14 protein-coding genes are annotated in these 12934 nt (G+C 56.9%); 8 read left to right on the forward strand and 6 right to left on the reverse strand.

Annotated features, from left to right (window positions below; translation table 11 throughout):
- Window positions 1–26: 26 nt before the first annotated feature.
- Genes ACRQ5Q_RS40665 through ACRQ5Q_RS40680 form a run of 4 tightly spaced genes read left to right on the forward strand, consistent with a single transcriptional unit; the run spans window position 27 to window position 4303 of the window.
- Window positions 27–311 (forward strand): BrnT family toxin, encoded by a 285-nt coding sequence (locus ACRQ5Q_RS40665; protein WP_439395404.1) that lies wholly within the window; start codon window positions 27–29, stop codon window positions 309–311.
- Window positions 283–2460, forward strand: a complete 2178-nt coding sequence (locus ACRQ5Q_RS40670) for a pseudomurein-binding repeat-containing protein (RefSeq protein ID WP_439395406.1) — start codon at window positions 283–285, stop codon at window positions 2458–2460. The genes ACRQ5Q_RS40665 and ACRQ5Q_RS40670 overlap by 29 nt, the downstream gene beginning before the upstream one ends.
- The gene (locus tag ACRQ5Q_RS40675) at window positions 2453–3667 is read left to right on the forward strand and encodes a GIY-YIG nuclease family protein (RefSeq protein WP_439395408.1); all 1215 of its coding nucleotides are present in this window, start codon (window positions 2453–2455) and stop codon (window positions 3665–3667) included. The genes ACRQ5Q_RS40670 and ACRQ5Q_RS40675 overlap by 8 nt, the downstream gene beginning before the upstream one ends.
- Window positions 3668–3724: 57 nt before the next feature.
- On the forward strand, window positions 3725–4303 hold the full coding sequence (locus tag ACRQ5Q_RS40680) for a hypothetical protein (RefSeq protein WP_439395410.1): 579 nt from the start codon (window positions 3725–3727) through the stop codon (window positions 4301–4303).
- Between the two features lie 259 nt (window positions 4304–4562).
- Here ACRQ5Q_RS40680 and ACRQ5Q_RS40685 read toward each other — a convergent pair whose 3' ends face one another.
- The 3 genes from ACRQ5Q_RS40685 to ACRQ5Q_RS40695 form a co-directional block, all read right to left on the reverse strand.
- A complete protein-coding gene (locus ACRQ5Q_RS40685; RefSeq protein ID WP_439395411.1) occupies window positions 4563–5015 on the reverse strand; it encodes a hypothetical protein in 453 nt (150 codons plus the stop codon).
- 116 nt (window positions 5016–5131) lie between these two features.
- Window positions 5132–5557: a hypothetical protein gene (locus ACRQ5Q_RS40690; protein ID WP_439395413.1), complete on the reverse strand. Its 426-nt coding sequence runs from the start codon at window positions 5555–5557 to the stop codon at window positions 5132–5134.
- Window positions 5558–6403: 846 nt separating this feature from the next.
- Window positions 6404–7045 (reverse strand): HNH endonuclease, encoded by a 642-nt coding sequence (locus tag ACRQ5Q_RS40695; RefSeq protein WP_439395415.1) that lies wholly within the window; start codon window positions 7043–7045, stop codon window positions 6404–6406.
- A gap of 398 nt (window positions 7046–7443) precedes the next feature.
- Between ACRQ5Q_RS40695 and ACRQ5Q_RS40700 the strand changes: the two genes are divergently transcribed.
- Window positions 7444–7608: a hypothetical protein gene (locus ACRQ5Q_RS40700; protein ID WP_439372031.1), complete on the forward strand. Its 165-nt coding sequence runs from the start codon at window positions 7444–7446 to the stop codon at window positions 7606–7608.
- A gap of 351 nt (window positions 7609–7959) precedes the next feature.
- Entirely contained in the window at window positions 7960–8166 is a 207-nt protein-coding gene (locus ACRQ5Q_RS40705; protein ID WP_439372033.1) for a hypothetical protein, read from the forward strand.
- A 24-nt stretch (window positions 8167–8190) separates the two neighbouring features.
- Here ACRQ5Q_RS40705 and ACRQ5Q_RS40710 read toward each other — a convergent pair whose 3' ends face one another.
- A complete protein-coding gene (locus ACRQ5Q_RS40710) occupies window positions 8191–8577 on the reverse strand; it encodes a response regulator (RefSeq protein ID WP_439395417.1) in 387 nt (128 codons plus the stop codon).
- A gap of 162 nt (window positions 8578–8739) precedes the next feature.
- Here ACRQ5Q_RS40710 and ACRQ5Q_RS40715 point away from each other — a divergent pair, with 162 nt between their 5' ends.
- On the forward strand, window positions 8740–9084 hold the full coding sequence (locus tag ACRQ5Q_RS40715) for a response regulator (protein WP_439395419.1): 345 nt from the start codon (window positions 8740–8742) through the stop codon (window positions 9082–9084).
- 499 nt (window positions 9085–9583) lie between these two features.
- On the opposite strand, the gene ACRQ5Q_RS40720 is transcribed toward ACRQ5Q_RS40715, so the two are convergent.
- Both ACRQ5Q_RS40720 and ACRQ5Q_RS40725 read right to left on the reverse strand, forming a co-directional pair.
- Window positions 9584–9760 carry a hypothetical protein gene (locus tag ACRQ5Q_RS40720; protein ID WP_439372041.1) on the reverse strand — a complete coding sequence of 59 codons (177 nt, stop codon included), beginning with the start codon at window positions 9758–9760 and terminating at the stop codon, window positions 9584–9586.
- Between the two features lie 175 nt (window positions 9761–9935).
- Window positions 9936–10061, reverse strand: a complete 126-nt coding sequence (locus ACRQ5Q_RS40725; protein ID WP_439372042.1) for a hypothetical protein — start codon at window positions 10059–10061, stop codon at window positions 9936–9938.
- 171 nt (window positions 10062–10232) lie between these two features.
- On the opposite strand from ACRQ5Q_RS40725, the gene ACRQ5Q_RS40730 reads away from it, so the two are divergent.
- Window positions 10233–12797 (forward strand): arylsulfatase, encoded by a 2565-nt coding sequence (locus ACRQ5Q_RS40730; protein ID WP_439395421.1) that lies wholly within the window; start codon window positions 10233–10235, stop codon window positions 12795–12797.
- The last annotated feature ends 137 nt before the right edge of the window (window positions 12798–12934 follow it).

The following is a 12934-nucleotide window of genomic DNA, read 5'->3' on the forward strand; positions in this document are numbered from 1 at the left end:
CGCCCTTGGGGGGGGGGTAGGCTCTTATGGACGGGTTTGAATGGGACCCCGAGAAGAATACTTCGAATATGCAGAAGCACGGGTTGTCGTTCGAGGAAGCTGCCTCAATCTTTGGTGGACCGGTTTTGACGGGTCCCGACGACAGCGCCGAAGAGTACAGAGAAAAGAGCTTCGGCCTTCTCGGTGGCGTCGTTGTTGCCTGCGTCGTGCACACGGAGCGAGACGGAAAGATTCGCATCATCAGCGCCCGCAAGGCGACGGCGAAAGAAAGAAAGTACTTTGATGCCTATCTCAGAAAAACGTTTAGCTGAGCTGGCGGCTTTGCCAGATGATGCCATTGATACCTCCGATATTTCGGAGGCGGACGAGGCATTCTTTCGAGCAGCCAAATTGCGGCAACCGAAGAAGTCGAGTGTCATTCCCTCAGTATCCGTCACTTACGCCAGGACTGGGAGATCAACTCGCTCGAATGCACTGGGAATGCGTCCCATGCAGGAGAGGGCCTTTGAAAGGCGTGGTGAGCAATATCTGTTGATCAAGTCTCCCCCTGCGTCGGGCAAGAGTCGCGCGCTCATGTTCATCGCTCTCGACAAGCTTCATCGTCAAGGCGTCAAGCAAGCCGTGATTGTGGTGCCAGAGAAGTCCATCGGTGCGAGCTTCCACGATGAGCCGCTGACCCAATTCGGTTTTTGGGCCGACTGGAAAGTTGTGCCTAAATGGAATCTTTGTGATGCGCCCGGGGCAGACAATGGCGGCAAAGTCAATTCCGTGGGCGCTTTCCTCGAAAGCGACGACAGAGCATTGGTCTGCACCCACGCGACTTTTCGTTTCGCCGTGGACAAGTTCGGCATTGAGGCGTTCGACGACCGGCTGATTGCCGTCGATGAATTTCATCATGTTTCAGCCAATCCAGACAACAAGCTTGGTCTGCATCTCGGCGATTTTATCGCACGCGACAAAGTTCACATCGTTGCGATGACCGGCTCGTATTTCAGAGGAGATGCCGAGGCTGTGTTGGCTCCGCAGGATGAGGCGAAGTTCGATACGATTACCTACACTTATTATGAGCAGCTAAATGGCTACGAATATCTCAAGGAACTCGACATCGGCTATTTCTTCTATTCTGGTTCGTATACTGACGACATCCTGAAGGTACTCGACCCCACGGAAAAGACGATCGTCCACATCCCAAACGTCAATTCTCGCGAGAGTACTAAGGATAAGATCAGGGAAGTCGAACACATTATCGAAGAATTGGGCGTATGGGAGGGGATCGATCCTACAACCGGCTTCCAATTAGTTAGAACGCCCCTCGGTCGCGTGCTCAAGATCGCCGATTTGGTGGATGATGACTCCGCAAAACGCGACCGGGTTTCCGCCGCTCTAAAAAACCCATCCCAGAAGAGTAACCGCGACTATGTCGATATTATCATCGCGCTTGGCATGGCGAAGGAGGGCTTTGACTGGATTTGGTGCGAACACGCGCTTACAGTAGGCTATCGATCCAGCCTTACCGAAATCGTTCAAATCATCGGCCGCGCCACCCGCGACGCGCCGGGCAAGCTGCGCGCCCGCTTCACCAACCTGATTGCCGAGCCGGATGCGTCGGAAGAGGCGGTCACCGAGGCCGTGAACGACACGCTGAAGGCCATCGCTGCCAGCCTTCTCATGGAGCAGGTGCTTACGCCGCGCTTCGAGTTCAAACCGAAGAATTTGCAGAGCGGCCCGACCCCCGGCTTCGACTACGGGGAAGATGGCTACGACCCCAGCAAGACCAATGTCGGCTTTAACGGGGAAACCGGCCGATTCCAGATTGAGATCAAGGGGCTCATCGAGCCGAAGAGCGGGGAGGCGCAACGCATCTGCAATCAGGACCTGAACGAGGTCATCGCCGCCTTCGTGCAAGATAAGACCACGATCGAGCGCGGCCTGTTCGATTCTGAACTAGTACCGGAGGAGCTAACCCAGCTTCGCATGGGCAAGATTATCAAGGACAAGTATCCCGAGTTGGATGAGGAGGATCGGGAGGCCGTGCGTCAGCACGCCGTCGCCGCGCTGAATCTTACACAGAAGGCCAAGGAAGTCGCGCTTAGAGGAGCCGAGGGCAACGGCGAAAAGAGCCTAAACACCGCCTTCATTGAAGGCGTTCGCAAATATGCAATGGATGTGCGCGAGCTAGACATCGATCTTATCGACCGGGTTAATCCCTTCGGCGAAGCTTATTCCATCCTCGCCAAGACGATGAGCGAGGAGAGGCTTAAGCAGGTCGCTGCCGTGATCGGGGCCAAGCGCGTCAACCTCACCATTGAGGAGGCGCGGGACCTTGCTAAGCGAGCTTTGAAGTTCAAGCAGGAGCGCGGCCGATTGCCCTCGATCACCTCGCCCGACGCCTGGGAAAAGCGCATGGCTGAGGGAGTCGCCTTCCTTCAACGCGCGAAGACGGAAGCAGAACGTGGCTAATGGCTTCACCGACCAGGATGATGCGCTTCTCGCCGAACTTGGGGTCGAGACTGACGCAAAAAGGGCGTCGAGCCGCACGCCTCGCGAGGAGCGAATCATTGCTGGCTTCGAGGAGATTCAGCGTTTCGTGACTCAGCAAGGCCGCCCTCCGCAGCACGGCGAGGACCGCGACATCTTTGAGCGGCTGTATGCTGTGCGGCTCGATCGCCTGCGCGAGCTGACCGATTGCCGCGCTTTAATCGAACCCCTCGATCATCAAGGACTTTTTGCCGGCGTACAAAGCGCCCCGCTCAGCGCCGCGGACGAACTCGAAGATGACGAGCTATTGGCGCAACTCGGGGTGGACGACGCCACGGCCAGCGACATCACGGAATTGCGGCATGTCCGTTCGGCTGCCGAAAAACGCGCCGCCGAGGAAATCGCCAATCGCCAAAGGTGCGAGGACTTCGACGCCTTCAAACCGCTATTCGAGCAGGTGCAAAGGGAACTTAGCTCCGGCGTGCGCCAGACCCGCCGCTTCGAGCGTAAGTCCGAAATCGCACCCGGTCGCTTCTACATCCTAGCCGGTCAGAAAGCGTACGTTGCGGCCATGGAGCAGCCTGCGGTCAACGAACATGGCAATATAGATGCTCGGCTTCGAGTTATCTTCGATAACGGAACTGAGAGCAATCTGCTCATGCGATCGTTTCAAAAAGCACTCCAACAGGATCCAGCGGGGCGGCGGATCGTTGAGCCTACGGCCGGTCCTTTGTTCTCAGATCGGAATGAAGATGGAGACGAGGCCAGCGGGATCGTCTACGTACTGCGCAGCAAGTCCGACAATCCGAGCATCGCTTCACACCGGGACGTGTTACACAAGATTGGAGTCACGGGCGGCGACATCGCGCGCCGTGTTGCCGCTGCGAAGAATGATCCGACCTTTCTCATGGCCGATGTCGAAGTGATCGCCACTTACGAGCTCTTCAACATCAACCGGATGCGCCTTGAAAACCTAATCCACCGCGTTTTCGACGCGGCGCGCCTGGACGTAGAAATAAAAGATCGCTTCGGAAATCCGATTACACCGCGTGAGTGGTTCCTAGTGCCGCGATTTGTGATCGATGAAGCCATCGATCGAATTAAGGATGGAACGATCACGGACTATCGATACGATCCGACAACAGCAGCATTAGTGCCTCGACGGGATAGCAGCGTGGCTCCGTCTTGACTGGGCGTCCCGGTATTGGGATTTCGCATTTGATTTGACTGCTGTGATGAGGTCGGAATGTCCAAGTTCATCGTTTTTGAAGACGTTAGTGCGGATTTGGGGGCTCCAATAATTGATGGGAACGGCGCTCGTGACTATTACCGGCTCGGCTATTTCCGCTGCGCTAGAGAAGCAGCGGTGGCACTGAAGCAACTAAAAGGCGACAATCGTTCTGCGATGCCCATTCTTTTTCTCTATCGGCAGTACATCGAAAGCGCACTAAAGGATGCACTACACTTATCTAATGCTTTTGACTTAGAACAGTCCGATAAGAAATTCGGGCATGACTTGGCCGCGCTTTGGCTGGAAGCTAAGCAAGTGCTCTCGCGATTTGTGGCCGTTAAGACGTTGGAGACCATTGACGAGACGATCGCTGAATATGACGCGATCGATCGACGCGCCGATGCGTTCCGATATGCTGTAGATCGGAATGGTGAAAGGCATTTCAAAGATTACGGAATAGTATTGCTGCACGAGTTGATCGAACAACTCGACTGGGTTCATCACGTATTGGAAGAATCGATCGTCCAGATCAGAGCGGAGGAGCGTGAGCTAGATCGGGCGATCGCAGAGGCCGTCGCCAGAGATCGAACTTAGGTCCGTCATGGGATCAGAAGCGTTGGCTTTCCCACCCAGTAAGCTGAAACCTCGAAGATGCATAGTGCACCCAACGAGATAGTAATATGTCCGAACTTACTGGCTATCTTCCGTACTCCTGCGAATTAAGGGTTCGGGGACAGGGGATCAGATCAGCCTCGAAGATGCACTACGTCTAGATCCCGCATTAAACGCTGTCCTCGGTCAGCGTATGCACAGACGGCCGCTCGAACAGCCTAGGCACTTCCGGTTTTCTCGCCTAGCGATACCTGCCACGGAAGGATATTGCTTTCGCGCATAGCACCCGATTGTTGAGATCGGAATTGCCAAGGACGAGGATAACACCCTCTCCCTTTTGAAACACAACCGGCTTAGGCTTTCCGAAGTCCGCGTCGTTCTTGCCCTGACAATCACCGCCCGCGAAGGCGAACTCAGCGGAAGTGATCTCAATATCTTCTGGCGTCTTTTTTAGCTCAATCAGAATCCCAATTTCGTTCTTTGAGAAGTCCCAATCGACCTTCTGAAACACCTCGAACTCTGTCTTGAACTGCTTCTTACAGGCTTTGTCGGCGGTCGAATACATTGTCCTGTCTTGGCCCTGCATCCGACCAAGCATGCAGTCCTCATAGTTGTCGTAGCTGAACCACCCTGCGTGTGCAGCCTGTACGCCTATCGCCGCGTATAGGATGGCACAGTAGACGACCGACTTCATGATTGCTTCTCCGCCTCGAAGGAACCTAGCCGTAATTCGCTCCGGCTGGAAGTGGGCTACGAAGCCCGCTGAGTGGCCTCCCGGCGAACGGAAGATTAAACGCACAGGCGGATTCCCTAGCGGGTCCCTCCCAGTGCGTATTCGCACTTCAGCACCGCCACTTCGACGCCCTGACGTGAATGCTTCTCAAAGACGACCTGTCCTTCGTTTAGAAAACCAACCGTCCAATGCGCCCATATTCCCTCCTCGTCCCATGAAGCGGAACCAACAGGAAAACCTCCTTTCGAGTTTCGCTTCCAGCGCTTTATCGGAAATCCAAACTCTCCACTTGTCGTCCAGCCGTCCGGGGTGCTCGTAATCAGGACAGTCACCGACTTGTTTTGCGGTTTGGATAATCCGGGGTCCGGGCTTTCCCATTCAACCTCACTGTCCCCTTTACAAAGAACCGTGTCGAACGGCCTCTTGAAATCGGCAGTATACCCAGCGTTTGCCGAACTGTTGAGAGCAGCGAGAGCTACAGCCGCGATAACGATCTTCTTCATTCTCGGTCTTCCTTCGCTATATTCGGCTTATGTCAGACGAGATCAGGATCGACATCGCCAGGTACTACGACCGGCACGGCAAGAAGCCAGCCGGGAAAGGCTATTGGGTATTCCGTATAGTGTCCACGTTGGCTACGGCCAAGGACCGCATCTATGCTCCGCAGGAAGAAATGCAGTTCAAGTCTGCATGCCAGCGCGTGATCGAGATCGCGGCCCTGAGTAGGGCCACGGGCATCCAGCTACTAACAGAGTGATCTACCGCGCGAGGTTCGCCACCAGACCACTAGAGCTATCCCTAGTATGGCGAATGGATAGACGACATCGATCGCCATCCGTAGCGCGTGCAGGACGCCAGTTAGAGTTTGCGCCAAGCTAAACGCGCGAAAACGACGGATTTTTTTGTGGGGGCATCCAATAGATTGGACGGACGGAAGTCCCCCGTGGGCCGCCCGGTCTGGGCGCGCTCTGGTCACATCCCGGTCACAGCGGTCACACAAAATCGGCCTAGCCCGACTTGACCTTAAAGAGGGTATCCCCCTAACCTATTGTTCGTGATCGCCTGCGTTTTCAGGGACTTTTGAGGCTTTGGACTAGAGAGACGCTAAGCCCACCAGACCGGTTGAGTTGCCCTCCGAAGGCAAAGGTCACACGTTCGAATCGTGTCGGGTGCGCCAGTAAAATAAGGGTTTTTTTGAATTTTCATCTTCTGAACAAAGCTTGCCGGAAGCATACCGGAAGCACTCATTTAGCCCGCACCTTCCATCTGAGCCCTCCATTTCAACTCCATGCTCCGCATTCACGTTCGCGGGGCCGCCCCGTTTGGTCGCTTGCTGGCGCCGGAAAAGCCTATCTTTTGGCATCACCGTCCTTAGAGATGAGCAATAGGTTGTAAAGCCGCACGAATCCGTCCTGCTTCCGATCTTCGACAGGTTCTCCGTCGCAGATGAGCAGTTCGCGCCAGAACGGGATCAATTCGGAAAGGATGGGTCTACGGGGCAGCACTCGCAGTAGAACCGCTGGGAAAAAATTCAACTCTGGCAGCAAGAGGTGAGCGAGTTTCTCCCAAAGAGTCGAGTTCAATTTTTCAGTGTTACATCGTCTGCAACAACAGCGCAGATTGTCGGGGTCATCGGTGCCTAGAATTTGCGGTACTACATGATCGACACTAGGGGCGTTTGGCGCATAACGGGAGGAGCCGAAGTCTTTGGGAGTTGGTTGACCACAAAGATAGCAGCGGAAACCATCGCGTTCGAAGATGGCCATTCGGTTCAGAGCGATGGGGCGCAAGCCATAGGTAAGGCCATAGTCGCAGTACTCCGAACAATGCGCTCGCCGGTGAGCGGCGAGCACAGATGGGGGTGCTGCTGGAATGGCGATCTCACGCCCTAAATCCGGCACGAAGAGGGTGCCGCAGTATTGGCATTCACGCGATTCTGAGTCCGGCATGCCGTCGTACCACAGCACGCGCCGGTGGGGCGACTTTCTCATCCTCTCCATGAACCGGCGATGGGGCGGCTCACGCTTGTACACTTCCTGTAGATAAGCGGCGTTTAGCGCTGGCAGCGATGCTAAGAGCGACGGAAGGCGATGGTTCATGGTTCCTTACCCCCGACCATTCTTGTTGTTCGCGCTCCCGTTTGCAACTTCCGAAGCGCGAGCGGGGCCTGATCTTTCAGGCAGGTGGTGGCAGGTCGCGGGCCAGCGACGGAGCCGCCGCTGAGCAACTCGTCGCGCTGAAGCGGTGAGGCTGCAAACTGGGACGTCCGAGTTGATAAGGATTTCTTCACCTTCATCTAGGGTTACGTCAGAATTGGCTATGGCCGAGCGCTTCGCGTTGATTCTAGAGTCAGACAAGCCGCTGCTGGGGGCCAAACGGAGTTGTCCGAATGGGTGTGGCAGGCTGGCGCTTCGCGCGGTTCAAGAGAACTCTTATCGGGCGGGCGGCGGTTGTCGCTGTGCTGGAAGAGTTGCCGTTTATCTGCCCCGTGGTGGTCGCAGTCGGCTCGCTGATCATGATTGGGATCACGCTCTACAGGGATTGGCCGCAGTGAGGGGTCCGCTTTGCTCCTAAAGCGACACTGCTGCTGCGGAGTAGCGAAATGACGTGATGGGCCAGAAGACGACGTTAGAGGCGCTCGGCTAAGAGTGCCGGTTGATAAAAGTTGGTTCGAGGCGGCCTGCCGCGACAATAGCAGTGGGTAACCCTATCAGCTTGTGCGTGCTGTCGTAGGTTATTGCAGGAACTCCGATTTCGATACTTTGATCCTGTTGTCACCGGCAGCGGTCAACTAGGCGTCGGTGGCTGAGAGCGACCAGCGCTCCCGCCTGTCAACTACTGCGAAAGCCGTTCTTGATCAAACAGCGCGGCAGCACGTTCCTGCGTTCTTCGTTGGAGAACAGCATTGAAAAAGAAGATGAGTGATCCTGTCGCGGACTTACGCTATGTGATCCGAGCGGCTGAAGGTCGCTTTGTGCTGTGGGATAACACGCGCCTCGACCAGCCGCTATCTAAGCATCGCTCACTGGCTGCGGCCGAACACACGAAGGACATCCATGCCCGCATCGACCGCCTTATCAGGGCAGGACGTAGACGGCGCGAGCCAGGATGATCGCAGCCAACAACTCATGCGACATTACTCAGTCGGCGGCGGCGTATCGTTTAGCAATTGAGAAACAGCCGTGACGACCTGCGCGGGCGCGAATGGCTTGGTCAGGAGAACGCTGTTGGGCACGCCACGCGACGCCCACTCGTCAGCAGCAGCTCCGGTCATGTAAACCACGGGAAGGTCGGCGGATAATTCTCTCGCGCGTTTTGCCACCTGCCAGCCCGTGTGCTCGTCCTGCAAATTAATGTCTGTCACAAGCGCGCGGTATTTGCGGTCGTCGTCAAGCAGCGCTAGCGCCTCCTGACCGGAGGGCACTACCTCGGTCTCAAAGCCTCCCTCTGCCAGCGCCTCCCGGACCATTTCCGCAATGAGGTAATCGTCCTCGACAATCAATATCCGCAATGGACTTTGCACGGCCCGCCCTCCAGCCCACATCGTTGTGGCTGCGTGCTAAGTACAAAAGTGCACACAACGTTCCAATCTGCATTAGGGGACGAGCGCTAGGACCGGTTCCATGTTACCAGATCAGCCCTCCTGATTAGAGAAGGTCACTGAGCAGTAGCTAAGGGGCAGCCAATGGCTTCGGTGTTTTTGGTGGAGGATGAAGTACTCATCCGCATGATGGTCGCCGAGATGGTGACGGAGCTTGGCTATACCGTCGCGGCCGAAGCCGGTGATTTGCCTTCGGCGTTGGAGCACGCAAAAGACGATGCCTTTGATCTCGCCGTGCTCGATGTAAGGCTAGGCCCCGATAGCATCGCGCCTGTGGCGAAGGCTCTCGCGCATCGCAACATCCCGTTCGCGTTCGCAACGGGTTATGGAGCGGACGGAGTGCCAGAGGAATTTAGCGGACGACCATGGCTGCAAAAGCCGTTTGCGATAGAACAGCTTGAACGCTGCTTCGCTCAACTGTTGCCATAACGATAAGCAGACCATCGAAACAAGCATCAACCGAGGCGGCTTTACTCGCTCGTGCTGTTCTCGTCCCAATGCAGTGTGGCCCTCTCTGTTTTAAGGTCTTCGACGACTACAGCCACCCGCATGCGGCCGAACGCCGAATGCGCCCGGTTCTTGACCTTCACCAAGTGGCCGCACCGGTAGTCGCGCTGGCGATGCTTCGAGACCAAGCCCTCAAGCCCCATCCGGGCACGCTGCATCGAACAGGTCGGGACCGATCTCGCCGCCCACGCTGGGCGATGCCCTCACGGTAAACGGCTGTCTATAATGTGCCGTCTATAATTTTGGCTTTACTTCCAAGTATCTTGCCGACTCCTCCGGTGACCGCATCAAGCTCATCGTCTCGCAAGACCGCCATGTCGTCATTGGCGCGCGGCGGCTCGTTCTCTCGGGCAGTCTTTTGAGGCTGAGCCGTGGTCTGCTTCCTTGGTGGAGGTGCGGATGCCGATCGCGATGCTTGGAACTAAGAGTTCCGCGCGGCTGTCGCCAGACTCTCCCCGATATTCTTGATGACGTTGGAAAATGCGTTTTGAAGCATGCTGAACGAGCTTCCGCCGGAAACCGAATCGAGTTCGTCGTCTCTCAGGACTCGATTCTGCTCGGGGCGGATTGGCTTGCTGGGATGTGTCATGCTGTTCATGGCTTTCATCCTTAATGAGTGTGGAAACCCGCGCGAACGCTATATGACGGCAAGAATATAACAGTGATCTACATCACTCGTCCGAGCGCCTGGGTGCCCTTTCGGCAAGCGCCCGAGCTACCAGCGCCTCGACGAAGCCCGCGAACCCTTCCATCCTCTTGCGGTCAGTATTGTCTCATTGGAAGTTTTCTTGCACGGCAGATGGAAGCCCATATACGGGGCCGAGCAGAGTGAGTGTCGCGAGACTGACCGCGCCTAGACCACGCGCGACGAGCAGCAGCAGCGCGATCACCGCGTACATGTCGGCTATCGGCGGAAGACCAGAACCAGCTCAGTGCAGCGCTGACGTTTGACCCGAAGCCGACCTTTCAGGCCCGTAGGCGGACTGTTGATCTAGATCAACGATGCGTTGCGGCATTGTGTCTGGGGTACGCGCCCACAGGGTTCTGATGTCTCCAAGAGGGAGCTTCCAATGGCGCGTACCCGTCAGGACGACAATAGCCCAAAGCCAGAAAGCCGCTTTCTAAGCCGCCGCAACTTACTGCTGCTTTGCGGCACCACACTCTCCGCCGCTTATTTGCTGTGCGCACTGGGAACAACCAGCCTCGCGCAGCAAACAACCGGCACACCAGGCTCGCCCGGCGCTACGACGACGATTGACGGAAAATATCTTCCGTCGCCACCGCCGAAGTTCGGCGGCGTGATCAATCTGCAGGCCAGCCAATCGAAACCATATTGGCCTGCACGGGTGGTGCCGCCCAAAGGGGCGCCCAACGTGCTCCTGATCATGACCGATGATCAGGGTTACGGAGTTTCCGGGACCTTTGGAGGCGTCGTCCCGACGCCAGCGATGGATCGCATTGCGGAGATGGGTCTGCGCTATACTCAGTTTCACTCCACGGCCCTATGCTCGCCGACACGCGCGGCGCTGATCACCGGCCGCAATCATCATTCGGTTGGGTTCGGCATCATCTCGGAACAGGCAACCGGCTATCCAGGTTACGACAGCATCATCGGACCAGAGAGTGCCACCATTGGAACGATCCTGAAGCAGAACGGGTTCGCCACCTCCTGGTTCGGCAAGAACCACAACACGCCGAGCTATCAGTACGGCGCGTCGGGACCGTTCGACCAATGGCCCATCGGCATGGGTTTCGACTATTTCTACGGTTTCCTGGGCGGCGAGACGGACCAGTGGACGCCATATCTGTTCAAGAACACCACCCAGGTTTTCCCCTGGATTGGCAAGCCCGGCTACAATCTGACGACGGATATGGCGGATGAAGCCATCGCGCACCTGCGACAGCTCAATGCCGCCGCTCCGGATCAGCCGTTCTTCCTCTATTACGTGCCCGGCGGCACCCATTCGCCGCACCAACCAACCAAGGAATGGATCGACAAGTTCAAGGGCAAGTTTGACATGGGTTGGAACGCCCTGCGCGATCAAATCTTCGCCAATCAAAAGCGGCTTGGTGTAGTCCCCGAGAACACGCAGCTCACGGCCTGGCCTGACGACCTGCAGAAGTGGGAGGCTTTAACGGCGGATGAGAAGAAGCTGTTCGCACGGCAAGCTGAGGTGTACGCCGGTTATGTCGCCTACACCGACCACGAGATCGGTCGCGTGATCCAGGAAGTGCAGGACCAAGGCAAGCTCGACAACACGCTGATCATCTACATCAGCGGTGACAACGGGACGAGCCCTGAAGGCACTGTGCGCGGGACACCGAACCAATACACGGCGTACAACGGCATATTGGACCTTCCCATTGCCGAGCAGTTGAAGGCATACGACGCCTGGGGCTCGGCAGCGACCTATCCGCACATGGCGGTGGCCTGGTCATGGGCCTTCGACACGCCATTCAAGTGGACGAAGCAGGTCGCGTCGCACTTCGGCGGCACCCGGCAGGGCATGGCGATCTGTTGGCCGAACCGTATCAAGGATGCGGGGGGCATCCGCACCCAGTTCCACCACATGATTGACATCGTGCCGACCATCCTGGAGGCAACCGGCATTACCGCGCCGTTGATGGTCAACGGCATCGCGCAAAAGCCGATTGAAGGTGTCAGCATGGCCTACACCTTCGACAAGTCGAGTGCCGACGTGCCGTCCGCGCGAACAACGCAGTATTTCGAGATGTTCGCCAACCGCGCCATCTATCACGACGGCTGGATCGCTGCGACAACGCCACCTGCGCCGCCTTGGCTCTTGGGGACAGCCAAGATGCCCGAGGATGTCGTCAATGGTTACAAATGGGAACTCTACAACATTGCGGAGGACTACTCGGAGAGCAATGACCTCGCTGCAAAAATGCCTGACAAGCTGCGCGAGTTGCAGGAGCTGTTCATGGTGGAGGCGACGAAATACAACGTGTTTCCGCTGGACAACTCGGTCCTTTCGCGCGTCATAGCGCCAAGGCCAAGCGCGACCGCCGGTCGGGACATTTTCACCTACTCAGGTGAGTTGTCGGGGATCCCAACAAGCGATGCACCCAGCATCCTGAATAGGTCCTACAAAATCACCGCCGAAGTGGACATTCCGGGCAGTTCTGCTTCGACGGTTGGGCGTACGGGCGCGCAGGATAGCAGCGAAGGGATGATCGTCACCCTCGGCGGCCGTTTCGGTGGCTACGGACTGTATCTGCTCAAGAGCAAGCCGGTTTTCGTCTATAATTTAGCCGACCTCGAACGCTTCCGCTGGGAAGGCAAGGACGCGCTCACGCCGGGCAAGCACACCATCGTGTTCGATTTCAAATACGATGGACCCGGCTTCGGCAAGGGTGGCACGGGCATCCTGAACGTGGACGGTAAGGAGGTCGCGACCAACAACGTCCCGCACACCCTTCCATTCATCATGTCTATCGACGAAACCTTCGACGTGGGTGTCGATACACGTACCCCCGTTGACGATAAGGACTATCAGGTGCCCTTCCGCTTCACCGGTAAGATTGACAAGCTCACCGTCAAAGTCGGGCCGGTACATCTCACCAGTGAGGAGCATCAGGTCGTCCGGCACGCGCGAGCCGGCGCGAACAACTGATGCCTCAGCAATCCGGCCGGGCGTCCTTCTCTGGGGGGCCGGCCGGACGTGCCGGTGTCCAGCGAAATCCGTCGAACATCGCGTGGCGCGCCATGTCAGGTCCTGCGCCTCCTGCTGTTTGCGCTCGGCGAGCAGGC

Origin of the sequence: Bradyrhizobium sp. PMVTL-01 (assembly GCF_051861855.1) — a bacterium.
In the GTDB taxonomy this organism is placed as follows: domain Bacteria; phylum Pseudomonadota; class Alphaproteobacteria; order Rhizobiales; family Xanthobacteraceae; genus Bradyrhizobium.